18 protein-coding genes are annotated in these 16,287 nt (G+C 62.4%); 7 read left to right on the top strand and 11 right to left on the bottom strand.

Annotation, left to right across the window (positions count from 1 at the left end; all coding sequences use genetic code 11):
- Positions 1 to 3 precede the first annotated feature (3 nt).
- Positions 4 to 858 carry a LysR family transcriptional regulator gene (locus J3D60_RS14530; RefSeq protein WP_065925265.1) on the bottom strand — a complete coding sequence of 285 codons (855 nt, stop codon included), beginning with the start codon at positions 856 to 858 and terminating at the stop codon, positions 4 to 6.
- Positions 859 to 946: 88 nt separating this feature from the next.
- Here J3D60_RS14530 and J3D60_RS14525 point away from each other — a divergent pair, with 88 nt between their 5' ends.
- Positions 947 to 1,459 carry a multidrug/biocide efflux PACE transporter gene (locus J3D60_RS14525; RefSeq protein ID WP_253491830.1) on the top strand — a complete coding sequence of 171 codons (513 nt, stop codon included), beginning with the start codon at positions 947 to 949 and terminating at the stop codon, positions 1,457 to 1,459.
- Here J3D60_RS14525 and J3D60_RS14520 read toward each other — a convergent pair.
- Positions 1,358 to 2,116 carry an SDR family NAD(P)-dependent oxidoreductase gene (locus tag J3D60_RS14520; RefSeq protein ID WP_065939119.1) on the bottom strand — a complete coding sequence of 253 codons (759 nt, stop codon included), beginning with the start codon at positions 2,114 to 2,116 and terminating at the stop codon, positions 1,358 to 1,360. The two genes, J3D60_RS14525 and J3D60_RS14520, sit on opposite strands and share 102 nt — an antisense overlap.
- Positions 2,117 to 2,223: 107 nt before the next feature.
- Between J3D60_RS14520 and J3D60_RS14515 the strand changes: the two genes are divergently transcribed.
- Complete coding sequence (locus J3D60_RS14515) at positions 2,224 to 3,120, top strand: LysR family transcriptional regulator (protein WP_115487112.1); 897 nt, start codon at positions 2,224 to 2,226, stop codon at positions 3,118 to 3,120.
- On the opposite strand, the gene J3D60_RS14510 is transcribed toward J3D60_RS14515, so the two are convergent.
- The gene (locus tag J3D60_RS14510) at positions 3,117 to 4,034 is read right to left on the bottom strand and encodes a LysR family transcriptional regulator (protein ID WP_027605626.1); all 918 of its coding nucleotides are present in this window, start codon (positions 4,032 to 4,034) and stop codon (positions 3,117 to 3,119) included. The two genes, J3D60_RS14515 and J3D60_RS14510, sit on opposite strands and share 4 nt — an antisense overlap.
- A 104-nt stretch (positions 4,035 to 4,138) precedes the next feature.
- Here J3D60_RS14510 and J3D60_RS14505 point away from each other — a divergent pair, with 104 nt between their 5' ends.
- From J3D60_RS14505 to J3D60_RS14495, 3 genes are read left to right on the top strand one after another with little or no spacing between them, the layout of a single operon-like run.
- Complete coding sequence (locus J3D60_RS14505; RefSeq protein WP_253491829.1) at positions 4,139 to 4,894, top strand: 5-oxoprolinase subunit PxpA; 756 nt, start codon at positions 4,139 to 4,141, stop codon at positions 4,892 to 4,894.
- A gap of 59 nt (positions 4,895 to 4,953) precedes the next feature.
- A complete protein-coding gene (locus J3D60_RS14500; protein WP_253491828.1) occupies positions 4,954 to 5,832 on the top strand; it encodes an allophanate hydrolase subunit 1 in 879 nt (292 codons plus the stop codon).
- Positions 5,829 to 6,803, top strand: coding sequence for a biotin-dependent carboxyltransferase family protein (locus J3D60_RS14495; protein ID WP_253491827.1), 975 nt, complete (start codon positions 5,829 to 5,831; stop codon positions 6,801 to 6,803). The genes J3D60_RS14500 and J3D60_RS14495 overlap by 4 nt, the downstream gene beginning before the upstream one ends.
- A 63-nt stretch (positions 6,804 to 6,866) precedes the next feature.
- On the opposite strand, the gene J3D60_RS14490 is transcribed toward J3D60_RS14495, so the two are convergent.
- The 4 genes from J3D60_RS14490 to J3D60_RS14475 form a co-directional block, all read right to left on the bottom strand.
- Positions 6,867 to 8,483: an inorganic phosphate transporter gene (locus tag J3D60_RS14490; protein ID WP_253491826.1), complete on the bottom strand. Its 1,617-nt coding sequence runs from the start codon at positions 8,481 to 8,483 to the stop codon at positions 6,867 to 6,869.
- 164 nt (positions 8,484 to 8,647) lie between these two features.
- Positions 8,648 to 9,667: a transporter gene (locus tag J3D60_RS14485; RefSeq protein ID WP_253491825.1), complete on the bottom strand. Its 1,020-nt coding sequence runs from the start codon at positions 9,665 to 9,667 to the stop codon at positions 8,648 to 8,650.
- Between the two features lie 148 nt (positions 9,668 to 9,815).
- Positions 9,816 to 10,121 carry a PepSY domain-containing protein gene (locus tag J3D60_RS14480; RefSeq protein ID WP_027605632.1) on the bottom strand — a complete coding sequence of 102 codons (306 nt, stop codon included), beginning with the start codon at positions 10,119 to 10,121 and terminating at the stop codon, positions 9,816 to 9,818.
- A gap of 100 nt (positions 10,122 to 10,221) precedes the next feature.
- Positions 10,222 to 11,349, bottom strand: a complete 1,128-nt coding sequence (locus tag J3D60_RS14475; protein ID WP_253491824.1) for a glycerophosphodiester phosphodiesterase family protein — start codon at positions 11,347 to 11,349, stop codon at positions 10,222 to 10,224.
- Positions 11,350 to 11,581: 232 nt separating this feature from the next.
- On the opposite strand from J3D60_RS14475, the gene J3D60_RS14470 reads away from it, so the two are divergent.
- Positions 11,582 to 11,905: a DUF2025 family protein gene (locus tag J3D60_RS14470; protein ID WP_065925256.1), complete on the top strand. Its 324-nt coding sequence runs from the start codon at positions 11,582 to 11,584 to the stop codon at positions 11,903 to 11,905.
- 271 nt (positions 11,906 to 12,176) lie between these two features.
- On the opposite strand, the gene J3D60_RS14465 is transcribed toward J3D60_RS14470, so the two are convergent.
- Together J3D60_RS14465 and J3D60_RS14460 are read right to left on the bottom strand one after the other, a co-directional pair.
- Positions 12,177 to 12,500, bottom strand: coding sequence for an antibiotic biosynthesis monooxygenase (locus J3D60_RS14465; RefSeq protein WP_027605635.1), 324 nt, complete (start codon positions 12,498 to 12,500; stop codon positions 12,177 to 12,179).
- Complete coding sequence (locus tag J3D60_RS14460; RefSeq protein ID WP_065939113.1) at positions 12,497 to 13,204, bottom strand: CTP synthase; 708 nt, start codon at positions 13,202 to 13,204, stop codon at positions 12,497 to 12,499. The genes J3D60_RS14465 and J3D60_RS14460 overlap by 4 nt, the downstream gene beginning before the upstream one ends.
- Positions 13,205 to 13,284: 80 nt before the next feature.
- Between J3D60_RS14460 and J3D60_RS14455 the strand changes: the two genes are divergently transcribed.
- Positions 13,285 to 14,166, top strand: coding sequence for a LysR family transcriptional regulator (locus J3D60_RS14455; protein ID WP_253491823.1), 882 nt, complete (start codon positions 13,285 to 13,287; stop codon positions 14,164 to 14,166).
- Positions 14,167 to 14,198: 32 nt separating this feature from the next.
- Here J3D60_RS14455 and J3D60_RS14450 read toward each other — a convergent pair whose 3' ends face one another.
- The gene (locus J3D60_RS14450) at positions 14,199 to 14,720 is read right to left on the bottom strand and encodes a DUF1003 domain-containing protein (protein ID WP_092358450.1); all 522 of its coding nucleotides are present in this window, start codon (positions 14,718 to 14,720) and stop codon (positions 14,199 to 14,201) included.
- 84 nt (positions 14,721 to 14,804) lie between these two features.
- Positions 14,805 to 16,124, bottom strand: a complete 1,320-nt coding sequence (locus J3D60_RS14445; protein ID WP_027605639.1) for a PAS domain-containing methyl-accepting chemotaxis protein — start codon at positions 16,122 to 16,124, stop codon at positions 14,805 to 14,807.
- Positions 16,125 to 16,287 lie beyond the last annotated feature (163 nt).

Raw genomic sequence — 16,287 nt, 5'->3', positions numbered from 1 at the left:
AGATCACTCCAGCATCTTCCCCAACAACCAACTCCCCGCCGGCCCCGGCGGATGGTGTCGGGACCACAGTGCATCCACGGCTACCGAGCGCGGCCAACCCCGGGCCTTGAGCTCGACCAGTTGCCCACCACCAAAGCGCTCTACCAGCCAGCGCGGAATCGGTGCCCAGCCAAACCCCAACTGGGCCATCTCCAACAGCATCAGGTAACTGGGGGCCGACCACACACGGCCATTGGCGCGGGTTTCGTTCGGGTTGATGATGCTGGCCAGGCGCAATTCGCGGTGCTGTTGCAGGGTGTGCGCGGTGAGGGTACCGACGCCCGCCAGCGGATGTCTGGGTGACACGAACAGGGCAATTTCCGTGCGCTCGTCCACGGGGGCGCGGGTCAGGTCCGGCGGATACTCTTCCTGGTGTTCAATAAACGCAATCTGCGCGCGGCCGCTTTGGACCAGGGCGATCAGGTCTTCGCACTCGGCGATCAGGCATTCCAGCTCCAGGTCCGGGTAGCGCTGTTCAAAGGCGCTGAGGGCGACTTCGAAACGGTCGGACTGGTAGGTATCGGACATGGCGATACTCAGCTTCGGCTCCAACCCCTGGGCCAACTGGCTCGCCGCCAACTCCAGCCGGCTGCTGGCCTCCAGCACCTGCTCGGCGCGTTGCAGCAACACATGGCCCGCCGGCGTCAGCGTCGGCTTGCGGCTGCTGCGATCGAACAGCACCACATCCAGGTCAATCTCCAGGCTCGCCACGGCCGCGCTGACGGTGGACTGGCTCTTGCCGAGCTTGCGCGCCGCCGCCGAAAACGAGCCTTGGGTGGCCGCCTGCACAAACGCCTGCAGCACTTCGTTAGAGGCCATGACTATCGCCTTGATCGATGGTTATTGGTTATGAAGTATCGAGTCAAAGGCTAATGATGACAACCATCGTCACTCACGGAGCCGGGTCATGAACCCTACCAAGTCGATTACTGAACGCGTTTGCCAGGCCATTGGTTTCGAAGCCCTGGCATTGTTGATCTGCACCCCGTTGCTGGCGTGGATCATGGACAAGCCTGCCCTGGAGATGGGCATGGTCACCCTGGCGATCAGCCTGTTGGCGCTGGCCTGGAACGTGATTTTCAACGGCCTGTTCGACCGCCTCAAGGCGCGCCTGCAACTGGCCAGCAACGGTTGGACCCGCATGCTGCACGCCTTGATGTTTGAAGGTGGGTTGATCCTGGTGTGTGTACCGCTGATTGCCGCCTGGCTGAACATCAGCCTGGTGCAGGCGTTTATCCTCGACATAGGCGTACTGCTGTTTTTCCTGCCGTACACCTATGTGTATCACTGGGGGTATGACGTACTGCGCGACAAGCTCCTACAGAAACATGCCGCCCGACGCCTCGATACGTTGGCCGGTGATCCAGGCACTACCGTCGGCGAGCAGGCTGGCAATCGCGCCGCCGATATCGTCCGGTAACCCGGCACGGCCCAAGGCGGTATTGCTGGCGACCATGGCGTTGAGGTTGGCGTTGTCGCGCACGGCACCACCGCCGAAGTCGGTTTCAATGGCGCCGGGGGCCAGGATGTTGACGCTGATGCCACGGCCGCCCAGCTCTTTGGCCTGGTAGCGGGTCAGCACTTCCATCGCGCCTTTCATGGCGGCGTAAGCGGCGTAGCCGGGCAGGCTGAAACGCGCCAGGCCACTGGAAATATTGACGATGCGCCCGCCGTCGCGGATCAACGGCAACAGCTGTTGGGTCAGGAAAAACGGACCCTTGAATTGGATCGCCACCAATTGATCGAACTGCGCTTCGGTGGTCTCGGCGAAGCTGGCGTGAATGCCGATACCGGCGTTGTTGATCAGAAAATCGAAGCGGTCCTGTGCGAAAACATCCTTGAGCACGCCAGCAACCTCGCCGACGAAATCAGCGAACGTCGCGCTCTGGCTCACGTCCAGTTTCAGCATCGCGGCACGGCCGCCCAGTTGTTCGATCTGTGCGACCAATGCCTGCGCTTCATCGGCCTTGCTGTGGTAAGTGCCAATGATGTCGACGCCTTGTGCCGCCAGGTGCAGGGCGGTGTTTTTGCCCAGGCCACGGCTGGCCCCGGTGATCAATGCGATTTTACGGGTCATGGTGATGTCCTCGGTGATTGAGTGTGGGAAACAGTGTATTTGTCCGGTCGTAACGTGATAAACAGCGCTATACCGGAATCACTGGCCGAATAAGGCGAACAATCCCCATGAATAAACTGGAGCTGCTGCGCACCTTCGTGCGCGTTACCGAGCTGTCGAGTTTCACCGGTGCCGGCGAGAGCCTGGGCCTGCCGCGCTCCACAGTGTCGGAACATGTGCAGGCGCTGGAAGAGCTGCTCGGCGCCCGCCTGTTGCAGCGCACCACGCGCAAGGTGCAGGCCACCCAGGATGGCCGCGTGCTGTATGAGCGCAGCAAGGATTTGCTCGCACACATGGAGGAATTGGAGGGGCTGTTTCGCCAGGACGAAGCGCAACTGGCCGGGCGGATTCGGGTGGACATGCCCAACATGATGGCGCGGGACCTGATCCTGCCGCGTCTGCCGCAATTCATGGACGCGCATCCGCTGATCGAACTGGAGATCAGCACCACCGACCGCCAGGTCGACCTGCTCGCCGAAGGCTTCGATTGCGTACTGCGCGTGGGCGCCCAGCCGGACCAGAGCGTGGTGGCGCGGCTGCTGTGCAGCATGCCGATGATCAACTGCGCGAGCGCCACTTACCTGCAACGCTACGGCGTGCCCCGGACACTGGCCGACCTGGCCGACCATCACCTGGTGCATTACGTGCGGCCGTTGGGTTCACGTTCGGCGGGGTTTGAGTACGTGCAGGGCAACAAGGTGCTGCGCGTCCCCATGGCCGGTCGGGTCACGGTCAACAGCACCGATGGCTACAAGTCTGCCTGCCTGGGCGGTTTCGGGATTATTCAGGTGCCGGCCCTGGGCATGGGTGACGAATTGGCCAGCGGGGAGTTGGTGGCGGTCTTGCCGGACTATCCGGCCCCGCCGCTGGATGTGTCTCTGCTGTATGCCGGGCAGCGACATTTACCTCTGCGGGTGCGGGTGTTCATGGACTGGCTGGCGGCCATTCTGCATTCGCAGCTTTAACGCCGCGCCGACAGCTGTTGCGGCGCCAGGAAGGCGTCGTGGAAGTAATCGCGAAACGCCTGCATTGCCGGGGTAAAGGCGCGTTCGCGGTGCCAGGCCAGGCCGACGCTCATGGGCGTGACGGGGTCGGTGACGGTCAGGGTTTCGATGCGCTTGCCTTCCAGCGACCAGGGCCGGTGCACCAGGTCCGACAGGATCGCTACGCCGCTGCCATTGGCAACCATGCTGCGCACTGCCTCCACCGAACTGGTGCGCAGCCGCACCTTGGGCGTTTGCCCGGCCTGTTCCCAGTACCGCATGGCGCTGTGTTCGGCCTCATCGACGGTGAGCAGGATGTACGGCTCCTGCGCCACATCCGCCAGGCTCACCGCACCGCGTTCGCACAACGGGTGATGGCTGGGCAGCCATAAACGACGTTCCGAGTTGAACAGGATTTCCGAGACGATCGCCGGGTGAGTGAGGTTCGCGGTGAGGACCACGGCCATGTCGAACTGGCCATCGAGCAGGCCCTGTTCGATGGCCTGGCGCTCCTGCTCGAACACCTCCAGGGTCACATCCGGGTGCCAGTGCTCCATGCGCTGCAGGTGGTGCGGCAGGAAGTAACCCAGCACCGTGTAGCTGGCCGCCAGGCGCAGCACGCCGCTGGCGCGGTAGTCGGGCAACGGGCTGTTCAGCGCATCGTCGACACTGCGCACAATCACGTAGGCGCGGTTGAGAAAGTGCCGCCCGGCATCGGTCAGGTTCATGCCCTGGGCCGAGCGCACAAACAGCTGCACGCCGAGCAGGGCTTCCAGTTCCTTGATCGCCGTGGTCACCGCAGACTGGGAGATGTTCAGGTGAATCGCCGCCTGGGAAATCTGGCCGATTTCGGCGGTGGCAACGAAGTAGCGGATTTGGCGCAAGGTCAGGGACATGGCTTTATCTGATTTTCAGAAGATAGGTCATCTGATAATAGATCTTCCCAAGGGGTCAAGCCGCAGCCTACTTTCGAGCATCACCTTTTGGCGGAGCGTCCCCGATGCAGGCAGTGGATTTCAATTCAGACATGGGCGAAGGCTTCGGTCCATGGACCATCGGCGACGGCGTCGACGCGGAGCTGATGGCCTATATCAGCTCGGCCAATATCGCCACCGGCTTCCATGCGGGCGACCCCGGCACCATGCGCCGCACCGTCGCGCGTGCCAAGCAATTGGGGGTGGCCATCGGTGCGCATCCGGGCTTTCGCGACCTGGTGGGCTTCGGTCGTCGGCATATCCATGCACCGGCCCAGGAACTGGTGGACGACATGCTCTACCAACTGGGCGCCCTGCGCGAAATCGCCCGCGCCCAGGGCATGGCCCTGCAACACATCAAGCCTCACGGCGCGCTCTACATGCACCTGGCCCGCGACGAAGAAGCCGCGCGCCTGCTGGTACAGAACCTGCAAATCATCGAGCCGACGCTGTTGCTGTACTGCATGCCCAACTCGGTGATCTGGCGCGTGGCCAAGGAACTCGGGCAGCCGGTGGTGCGCGAATTCTATGCCGACCGTGAGTACGATCTCACCGGCTCCATTGTGTTTACCCGCAACGTACGTGCGTTGGACCCGGCCACGGTCGCGGCCCGCGTCCTGCGCGCATGTCAGACGGGGCTGGTGCGTACCGTAGAAGGCGAAGACCTGTTTATTGAATTCGACTCCATCTGCCTGCACAGCGACACCCCCGGCGCGCTGGAGTTGGTGGAGGCCACCCGTGAAGCGTTGGACCAGGCCGGTATCACAGTCAAAACACCCTAATAAGATCGCACATTTACTTTTTTGCCTGCCTTTCTATAACGATTCCAAGAGGAACAGACATGGCTGAAACGTCCCCCATCCGCTACAGCTTCGGCGGTGATGAACACCTGTTCGCCGAAGTCAGCGAGAGCATGTCCCTTGAGGCTTTTTTCAAGGGCATGGCCGTGACCCGTGCCGTGGAGCGCCTGGCGCTGGAGGGCGTGCTGGATGTGTGCCTGGCCAATGCCTCGTTCCAGATTCGCTTCGACCCCGACCGCATCGCCCCCCATGTGCTGCTCGACGCCGTGCAGAGCGCCGAAGCCCAGGCCGTGGCCGAACGCACCCTGCACACGCGCATCATCGAAATCCCGGTGCTCTATAACGACCCCTGGACCCATGAAACCCTGATGCGGTTTCGCGACCGCCATCAAGACCCTGCTGGCACCGACCTGGAATATGCCGCACGCATCAACGGCCTGGCCGATGTCGAGGCGTTTATCGCCGCCCACAGCGGTGCGCTGTGGTTTGTCTCGATGGTGGGTTTTGTCGCGGGCTTGCCGTTCATGTTCCAGATGGTCGAGCGCGAGCGGCAGTTGCAGGTGCCCAAGTACCTGCGCCCGCGCACCGACACGCCGAAGCTGACCCTCGGCCATGGCGGTTGCTTCGGCTGCATCTACTCGGTGCGCGGCGCCGGCGGCTACCAGATGTTTGGCGTGACCCCGGCACCGATCTACGACCCGGCGCAGCAGCTGGCTTACCTCAAGGCGCATATGGTGTTTTTCCGGCCGGGTGACATCGTGCAATTCAAACCCATCGACCGGGACGCCTACGACCTGGCGGTTGCCGAGGTGGAGGCAGGACGTTTCGACCTGCGCATTCGCCCGGTGGAATTTTCCCTCGATGCGTTTCTCGCCGACCCCATCGGCTATCCGAAAACCCTGCAGGAGGCGCTGGCATGATCAAGGTCCTCAAACCCGGCCTCGCCACCTCTGTGCAGGACCTGGGCCGTGAAGGTTATTACCACCTGGGCATTCCGCCATCGGGTGCTTTGGACCAATACGCCCTGAGTGCGGCCAACCATCTGGTGGGTAACCCGGTGGGCGCTGCCGGCCTGGAATGCACCTTGATCGGGCCGGAACTGGCGTTTCAGCGCGATACCCTGGTCGCGCTCAGCGGTGCGTTGATGTCGCCGCGCCTGGACGGTGAAGTGGTGCATCAGGACACCGCGTTCCAGGTACGTGCCGGGCAGGTGCTGCGTTTCGAATTTCCCAAGGCCGGTGCCCGCACTTACCTCGCCGTCGCCGGTGGCATTGACGTGCCGTTGGTGCTTGGCAGCCGTTCCACCTACACCCTCGGCGCCCTTGGTGGTTTCCACGGGCGACGCTTGCAGGCAGGCGATGAGCTGCCCATCGGTGACGCCAGCGGTCTCGGGCGGGCAGGCAACAGTTTGCCGATGGCATTGCGCCGCTCGGTGGGCGGCGATGTCACGTTGCGCGTGGTGCCGGGGCTGTATTACGAGCGCTTGACCGCGGGTGCCAAGCGCAGTTTTTTTGCCGAACCGTGGACGGTCGGCTCCGAGGCGGATCGCATCGGCTATCGCTTCAAGGGCGGCAGTGCGCTGAGCTTTCAACCGCGTGAGCAGCCGTTCGGCGCGGGGTCGGATCCGTCGAATATCGTCGACAGTTGCTACCCCATCGGTTCGATCCAGGTACCGGCGGGGCTGGAGCCGATTGTGCTGCATCGGGATGCGGTATCCGGCGGCGGCTACGCGATGATTGGCACGGTGATCAGTGCCGACCTGGACTTGATCGGGCAGATGCAGCCGAACCAGCGGGCGGGGTTTGTGGCGGTGACGTTGGAGCAGGCACTGGAGGCGCGGCGGGTGTACAAAAAACGGCTCAAGGCCATGGCGGGACTCTTCAACAACTGATACGACGCACATCCAAATATGGGAGGGAGCAAGCCCCCTCCCACATTTTCAATCTAGGGTTGGTCAGAAGAGTTGGGTGAACAGCCAGTAGAGGCTGCCGGACAGCAGAATCGCCGCCGGTAAGGTGAGCACCCACGCCATCAGCAAATTGCGGATGGTCCGCATCTGCAACCCACCCCCATTGGCCACCATGGTCCCCGCCACACCCGACGACAACACATGGGTGGTCGACACCGGCAGCCCGAACATATCCGCTGCACCAATGGTCAGCATCGCGACGGTCTCGGCCGAGGCGCCCTGGGCGTAAGTCAGGTGGGTCTTGCCGATCTTCTCGCCCACGGTGACCACGATGCGCTTCCAACCAACCATGGTGCCCAGCCCCAGGGCGATGGCCACGACAATCTTCACCCACAGCGGAATAAAGCGCGTGGCATCGTCGATCTGTTGCTTGAACAGTTGCAGCTTGCCTTGGGTGTCGGCGTCGAAATTGCCGACCTTGCCTTTGTCCATCAGGCGAATGGTTTCGCTGCTCAGGTACATATCGTTACGCACGTTGCCCACGGCTTCGGCGGGGACTTTGGCCAGGGAACCGTAGCCTTTGACCTGGTCACCGATCTGGCCGGCGAGGGCGGCGAGGGCGGGAATCAACTCGGGCGTGGCTTCCTTGGTGCGCATGTAGGTCGAAAGCACCGGCCGCGGGTCACCCGCCAACGCCAGCGGCGCTGTTTTCATCAGCGCCACCTGGGTCACTTCGGCGACTGCGGCGAACTGCAACGACTGTTCGGCCGGCATGGCGCGGTTCAGCGCATAGGCCATCGGCAGGGTACCCACCAGGATCAGCATGATCAGGCCCATGCCTTTTTGCCCATCGTTGGAACCGTGGGCAAAGGACACGCCGGTGCAGGTGGCGATCAGCATGCCGCGAATCCACCAGGGCGGCGGAGTGTCGCCCTTGGGGGCCTTGTACAACGCACGGTTTTTCACAAAGGCGCGCAGGGCCAGCAACAGCAAGGCGGCAAAGGCGAAGCCGATCAGCGGCGAGAGCAGCAGCGCATAACCGATCTTGATCGCCTGGCTCCAATCCACACCGCTGGTGCCGTCACGCCCGTGCATCAAGGCATTGGCCACGCCGACGCCGATGATCGAACCGATCAGGGTGTGGGACGACGAGGCCGGCAAACCCAGCCACCAGGTGCCGAGGTTCCACAGGATCGCGGCGATCAGCAACGCGAAGATCATCGCGAAGCCGGCCGATGAACCCACCTGCAGAATCAGCTCCACCGGCAGCAAGGCAATGATGCCGAACGCCACCGCGCCGCTGGACAGCAGCACACCGAGGAAATTGAAGAAGCCCGACCACACCACCGCAAACTGCGGCGGCAGCGAGTTGGTGTAGATCACCGTTGCCACCGCGTTGGCAGTATCGTGGAAACCGTTGACGAACTCGAAACCCAGGGCAATCAACAGCGCCACACCCAGCAGCAGGAACGGCGTCCACGTGGTGAGCTGGGCGCCCATTTCGTGCATGTCGTGCATGAGGCTGTAGGCGGTAAACAACAGGCCCATGGCAAGCACGGCGAAGAAAACGATCACCGTCACCAGGCCGGGTTTCTTGTCCAGGCGCGGTTTTGAATCGACGGAGGATGAGTGCGTGGAGGCAGTCAGGGAAGGGGTGGCCATGCCGGGCATCCGTGTGGGGAGGATGCCGTTCATATTCATTGCAGAATGTTACAGCGATGCTGCCGCAGGTCATTGTTTAGGTAATTGGATCTGCCACTGGTCTACAAAACACCGTAGTCCTCATGGGGGAGGGGCGGTGCGACGATTCGACCGTTGGTTTCATTTCAATTTGAAAACTTGCGAAACGCCCAGCGCCCGGCGATCAGCGTGAAGGTCGCGACCAACGCCACCAGGATCCAGAACCCCTCCGGGTCCTGTGAGAGCGGCACACCGCCCACGTTCATGCCGAAAAAGCCGGCGATGATGTTGATCGGCAACGCCAGCACCGTCACCACGGTAAGGGTGAACAGCGTGCGGCTGCTTTGCTCGTTGAGGTTGGCGGCGATCTCTTCCTGCAGCAGCTTGATCCGTTCGCCCAGCGCCGTCAGGTCGTTGATGATCAGCGCAAACTCCTCGGTGGATTTGCGCAACTCCTTCACGTCTTCCTTTTGCAGCCATTGCGGCGGGCGGTTGAGCAGGCGCAGCAGCGAACCCGGCTCCAACGCGAGCAGGCGTTGCAGGCGCACCAGCACCCGGCGCGCCGCCCCCAGTTCCGCGCGGTTGGTGGACAGGCGCGAGGACAGCAACTGGTCCTCGATATGGTCGACGCTGATGCTGGTCTTGCGCACGATCTGGGTCAGCACTTCCCCCTGGTCGCGCAGCAGGTGCACCAGCAGTTCCAGCGGTGAGCGAAAGCGTTCGCCGCTCTTGACCGACGAGCGCAATTTGTCCACCGAGTGCAAGGGTTGCAGGCGTGCGCTGATCAACAGCCGGCTGCGGGCGCAGACCCACAGCGTGGAAATATCCGACGACACCATGCTGCTGAAGTTGAACACCACGTCGTTGACCACCGCCAGCAAGGCAGAGTCGACGTGTTCGATGCGAGTGGAGCGCGAGCCTTCGTGCAGGGCCTCGAAAAACTCTTCGGGTAAATCCAGGTTGGCCTGCATCCAGCGTTCGCAGGCGGCGTGGGCCAGGTTCAAGTGCAGCCACAGGAACTCTTCCGGGTCGGCGGGTTGCTGCAAGGCCGCGAGGGCCGCGGCCGAATCAATCTGTTCGCCCTTTTCACCGGGACGAAAACGAAAACCGTAAAGCAAGCCAAACAGGTCGGAGTCCTGGTGGCTGTGGTCGAGGCTGTGGTTCATGGAGACTCGCAGAGAAAGCGCCTGTAGGACGTTTCACAGGTTCGCGTGGGCGAATCATTGCAAGGAGGTATGACAGTTATATGACGTTTTAACGGTGCGCATAAAAAAACGCGCCACCCGGAGGTGGCGCGTTTTTTCTAGGTTCAACTCAAGTGTCTTGCTTGTTTTCCAGCACCGCGCCGGTCTTGGCGTCGAGCTTCACTTCAAAGCGCTTGCCGGCGGTGTCGGTCAGGTCGACTTCGTAGACCAGTACCCCGTTTTTGTGGTCCAGCTCGGTGTCGGTGATGCTGCTACCGGCGTGTGTGGCCACGGCGGCGGCGTTGAGTTTCTCGAACGGCATCACGGCGCCGGACTTGAGCAGGCCTTCAATCTGGTCCGGGCGAACATCGGCCTGGGCCAGGCCGGCGGTCAGGGTCAGGGCGGTGGCGGCGAACAGGGCGGTCAGGGTTTTCATGGTGTGTATCCTTCTCTGGTGAGCTGTTTAAGTGGCGCCAGATTAACCGGCGCAACTTAACTCATCCTTAATGGCGCACTGACACCAATGCCCGGCTTACTCAGTACTTATAGTCGTTCAGCAGGTCCTGAACGCTGGACGACGGCCAGCGCTTGTAGAACTTCAGCAGCTCGGCGGCGCGGTTGGTGAAGATGCCGTCGACGCCGGCCTTCATCACTTTGTCGAAGTCGACTGGCTCGTCCACGGTGTAGACGTGCACCAGCAGGCCCTTGTCGTGGGTCAGCTTGTTCATTTCAGGTTTCACCAGGTCGGTGTAGCTCTGGTCGCCATGGGCGGTCAGTTCAGCCGATGGGCCGGTACCGATGGCGCCGAGGAGCTTGGCTTCGTCGACCCACTTTTCGAACTCGGCGGCGTCTTTTGGCTCTTGCTTGGCGTAGTAGGCGGCCTTGGTGGTTTCGCCGGATTCGGCAAAGGTTTGCGTGGATTTCGGCTCGATGCTGCCCGGGCCAACCCACAACAGCAGGATTTTCGGGGTGTTCGGCATCTCTTTCTGCAGCTCTTTCAAGCTGTCTTTTTCAAACGTCTGCAGCACCACACGACCCTTGCCCTGGCCGACGCCGGTGTTGCTCTTGCCCAGCTTGGAGCCGGCGGAGCTCAACCAGCCTTTATCCAGCAGCTTGTTTTTCAGGTCGGCTTCGATACCCGGGAATTGCTTGGGCTCCTTGGTTTCGATGTACAGGCCGGGTTTGTGCTGCGGGTTGCCTTCGGCGATCTTGATGATGTCGTCCAGGCTCAGGATCTTCAGGCCAACGAAACCTGGACGCGCACGGTCCGGGTAGGCGGCGTTGAACCAGCTGCCGGCGTCGAGGGTTTGCAGTTCTTTCCAGGTGAACTCGTTGGCCGGGGCGTCCTTGCGCTCAGGGAACTTGGTGGCCACGTCGGTGGTGCGCTGCAGGTTGTTGTCGTGCAGGGCGAACAGCACGCCGTCCTTGCTGCGCTGCAGGTCCAGTTCCAGGTAGTCGGCACCCAGGTCACGCGCGACTTTGTAGGCGGCGGCGGTGGATTCAGGCGCGTCGTAGGACGCGCCACGGTGAGCGATCACGGCGGGGTAGGGAATGCCTTCGTTTGTCGCCAGTTCAGCCGGGCTGATCGGTTCGGCAGCCTGTGCCTGGCCGAGGCCAAGCGCCAGTGCGAGCAGCAGGGCGCTCTTGGAAAACGTGACAGGCATATGCGAAGTCCTTTCGTGGAGGTAGCTTTGAGAAGGCCTCCTTTTTAACAATTGATTGCGAAAGGCGCTATCACCAAACCGACATTAACGTGCGCACGTGCCAATTTTCTCGGTTTTTTTGCGCGGCATTGCAGTACTCTTGCTCGCAGCCGCCCCGCCAGAGGACGGTATTTTCTGCCACGCGTGTAAACCATCTTTCCAGTCCCTGTGGGACTTTTCAGTGAGGTTTACCATGCGCATCACCTCCGAGCTTATCTGCCAGGCCGCCGACCAACTCCGCGGTTTTGTTGGCCTCAACCGCAAGACCGGCCAGTACATCGTGCGTTTCAGCGAAGATTCCTTCGGCATGGACGTGGCCGACGACGGCATTATCCCCACCGCTGAATTTGTCTGGCTGCCGGCCCCCGAGCAGACCATGACCTTGTCCCGCGAGCGTATCCAGTTGCTGCTCGACCAGAATATCGACGACCGCATCAACATCAGCGAGCCGCTGCGCGTGTACATGAAACGGGTGGAGATTCCACAGATCAGTGCGCTGCGCAGTCTGGTGAGCTAGACGGCGTAGGCGGTGAGCGAGCGTTCTGTGGCAGGCCGGTTTGTTGTGGTGAGCTGGCCTGTTGTGGTGAGCGGGCTTGCCCCGCGCTGGGGCGCGAAGCGGCCCCTGAGCCAGACGCTGCGGTTAGTCAGGAGAACCGCGTTAACTGAATTGGGGCTGCTTCGCAGCCCAGCGCGGGGCAAGCCCGCTCACCACAACGGGCCTGCTCACCACAACAGACCCGCTCACCACAACAGGCCTGCTCGCCACAGAGGGCCAGGCGATACGACGGTTACTGGCCTTGGAATGTGTAGGCCCGCTCCACCTTGCACACCCGTGTCTGAAACGCCGAGTACCAGGTGGCGCGTCCTTGTTCGCGCACCGCCCGGTGCTCGGCCTGCTGCTTCCAGGCCAGGATCGCCGCCTCGCTGCTCCAGTAGGACACGGTAATCCCCAGGCCATCCTCCCGCGCCGATTCCACCCCGAGAAACCCCGGTTGATCGCGAGCCAACTCCAGCATGCGGGCGGCAGCCTGGCCGTAGCCTTGATCGCCGTCGGTGCGCAATGAGCTGAAAATCACCGCGTAGTAGGGAGGGGCCGGGGTCTTGGCGATCATGCGTATTGCTCCTGGCAGGCCTTGAGCAAGGCAATCGCCAAAGGCGGCGTGATGCCCTTGAGGGCGGCGCGTTCAGGCTGGAACAGGGTGGCGACGAAAAATGGATGGTCGAGCAACTCCACCGCGCGCAGATCGCCGGCTGCATCATGCCCGCTGGGAATCATCTCGCGCTCGAGCAGCGCATCGGCGAATTCGGGGTTGATGCCGTAGCGGCAGCGGTAACCTTCCTCGATGTCAAGACGGCCATAGGCTTCTGCGATGCGCGTGTAGGGTGTCAGGCGCAGGCTGTCGGTGGCGTCAACCAGTGCGCAGCTCAAGGGGGTGATCACTGCGCGCTCAGCGCCCGGCGCCAGTTCGCCATGTTCGGCATCGGCCCAGCCCAGCACGTTGCGGGCGTATTCCAGCACTGCATGTTGAAAACCACCGCAAGTGCCGAGGAAAGGTCGCCGCTGTTCGCGGGCAAAACGGATCGCCCGCAATGCGCCGTCGGTGTCGCGGTAGGGGCTGGCGGGCACGCACCAGAAACCGTCGAAGCCGTGCAATGCTGTGGTGGGCGTGAGGGTGTCGGTGTCGAGCCATTGCATTTGAACCTGCAAACCGAGGGTTTCGGCGGCCCGTTGCAGCGCGACGGGAATGGCCTGGTGCGCGATGACATCGGGGTTGTAATCGCCGATCAGGGCGAGGTGCAGGGTGGTGGCTTTCATCGTGTGCGTCCCATGGCTTGTGGTGTCCTGATACGCACTATAGATTGGCGCGCACGCAATCAATATTGGCGTTTACCCACATGCTCAATGCAGCCACGCACTATCAACTCGATTACCCCGACCTGTCGTTGATCCTCGCCCTGGTGCGTGGCGGCACCCTGGCGCGGGCGGCGGCATTGTTGCGGGTGGATGTGTCCACGGTGTTCCGCGCGGTGCGACGGCTGGAGGCCGCATTGGGCCAGACGCTGTTTGAAAAAAGCCGCGCCGGCTACCTGCCCACCAACCTGGCGAGCAACCTGGCGCAGCAGGCCGAACGTGCCGAACAAGCGCTGGAGGCGGCGCGCATCGGCGTGGAGCAGGGCGGCGAGGTGATCAGCGGCACGGTGCGCCTGACCTGTACCGACTCGGTGCTGCAAGGGCTGCTGCTGCCGGCGCTGGCGCAGTTCATGCCGGACTACCCGGCGCTGACCCTGGAGCTGAGCACGTCGAATGATTTCGCCAACCTCAGCCGCCGCGATGCCGACATCGCCCTGCGCCTGACCAGGACTCCGCCGGCGCATCTGGTCGGCCGTTGCCTGGGGGCCGTGGCGTATCAGGTATGTGCCAGCCCCACGTATGCGCATCAACACGCCGCACGCTCACTGGCGGACCTGGCCTGGATCGCGCCGGATGACTTCCTGCCCGACCATCCCACCGTGACCTGGCGCCGCGAACACCTGCCCGGTGTACGCCCCAGCTATCGCTGCAACAGCATGTTGTCGGTGACCGAACTGGTGCGGGCCGGGTTGGGGGTGGCGGCGCTGCCGGATTTTCTGCTGGATGACGGCCTGCAACCCCTGGGCCCTGCGTTGGCCGGGCACGACACCGCGTTATGGCTGCTGACGCGCCCCGATTGCCGCGCGTTGCGCTCGGTGGTGACGCTGTTTGATGAGTTGGGCCGGCATGTGCAGATGAAACCCTGACACACCCTCCCTCCCACATGGCATTCGCGTTGTTATTGAGGTTTTCGCACGTAGTGCTCATGCATTTCGCACGTCAGGGTTTCGATGTGTTCGGTCAGTTGCTTGGTCATTTCCGTCAGCCGGGTGTTTTGCTCCAGCAATTCGAGCAGCTGTCTGGTGGTTTGCGCGGCCTGGGCCTGGCGTTCGGTATTGGCGATGGCCAGCGCTTCGCGGTGTTGCGCATCGGCGTCGGACTGGGCTTTGTCGCGGGCCGCCTGGCGCGTCTGGGCCAGCAGGATCAGCGGCGCGGCATAGGCGGATTGCAGGCTGAAGGCCAGGTTGAGGAGGATGAACGGGTACACGTCGAAGTGGGTAATGCCGGTCACGTTCAGCGCCACCCACAAGATCACGATCGCGGTTTGCGCACCGAGGAAGGTCGGTGTACCAAAGAAGCGCGCAAAGGCCTCGGCCTTGAGGGCAAAGGTATCGTTGCCGAAGGTCGGCGCCAGGTGGGCGTGGCGGCGGTGAAAACGCAGGTGATCGACGGGGGCGGTTTCGGGCTTGTCGGGGGTCATGGTCGGCTCGGGTCATCAACGTTAAGACAGTGAATCACTATAGTCCTGGCGACCTGTCTTACACATGAATAACCCGTGGCCTACTTAGTGGGCACCCCGCTCATTGGCAAACGCACTCACCGCGTGCACCGCCTCGCTGGTGCCTTCGCGAATCTGCAGCATTACCGTACCGGCCTGGTCGGCCAGCTCCACGCCCTGGGCGGCGCGGTCGCGGGTCGCGTCCATGCTGTCGATGGCTTGGCGGGTTTCAGCCTGGATCACCGCGATCATGCTGGAAATCTCCGTGGTGGACCCGCTGGTGCGCGCCGCCAACTGCCGCACTTCATCGGCCACCACGGCAAAACCACGGCCCTGTTCACCCGCGCGCGCCGCTTCGATAGCGGCATTGAGTGCCAACAGGTTGGTTTGTTCGGCAATGCCGCGAATGGTGTTGACGATGGTGGTGATCTGCTGCGAACGCTCGCCCAGCTTGGCGATCAGTTGCGAGGAGTTGTCGATGTCCGAGGAGATTTCACGCATGCCGCTGGCTGTTTTCTGGATCACGTCGGCGCCTTTTTCCGCCATGTCCTGGGTGTGCAGGGACAGGTGATAAGCCTGGGCGGCGCTCTGCGCGTCAGCGGCATGTTGTTGCACGCGCGCAGTGATGTCCGAGGCGAACTTCACCACTTTGCGCAGGCGTCCGCTGGCGTCGTACACCGGGTTGTAGCTGGCTTCGAGCCAAACAGGCCGGCCGTTTTTATCCACGCGCTCGAACTGGCCGCTGAACAATTCACCCTGGTTCAGGCGTCGCCAGAACTCGCTGTAGGCTGAGCTCGCGGCGGTCTCCGGGGTGCAGAACAGACGATGATGCTGGCCCTGGATCTGCGCCAGGCTATAGCCCATGCGCTGCAGGAAGTTGGCGTTGGCGGTGATGATCGTGCCGTCGAGGTTGAACTCGATGACGGCCATGGCCCGGCCGATGGCTTCCAACTTGGCGTTGGCCTCGCTTTCGGCCTGCAGGCGCGGGGTAACGTCCAGGGCGTACTTCACCACTTTGATCACACGGCCCGCGTTATCACGTACCGGGGTGTAGCTGGCTTCCAGCCACACCGACTGACCATTGCCGCCCACCCGTTCAAAGGTACCTGATTGGAACTGACCCTTTTGCAGGTTGGCCCAGAGTTGCTGGTACTCGGCGCTGCGGGCGAAGGCGGGCGTGCAGAACATCCGGTGGGATTGGCCTTCGATCTGCTCGGCGCGGTAGCCCAGGGTATTGAGGAAGTTGTCATTGGCCCGCAGCACGAGGCCTTGCGGATCAAATTCGATCACCGCCATGGAGCGTTCGATGGCGTCCAGCAGGCTGGCCTGGTGAGCCACGGTGTGTTGCAGGGTATCGATGGTTTTCTTATGGGCGTTGAATAGCATGTTCGGGGGCTCGGGCAAGCACGCGTCTGGGAGGATCCATGTATAGGCGCCTGCCTCCGTAAGGCATTTGCCCTACGGTTGACCTGCTCATTGTCAGCTTCCTTGTGCTGACAGCGGGGGGTGGAACAACGGGTTAAGAGTCATCAGCCTGACAAGAAGTTCG

Origin of the sequence: Pseudomonas sp. S3E17 (assembly GCF_024168685.1) — a bacterium.
Classification (GTDB): domain Bacteria; phylum Pseudomonadota; class Gammaproteobacteria; order Pseudomonadales; family Pseudomonadaceae; genus Aquipseudomonas; species Aquipseudomonas marginalis.
Note: the sequence above shows the minus strand (reverse complement) of the source record. Positions and strands in the feature narration are given on the sequence as shown.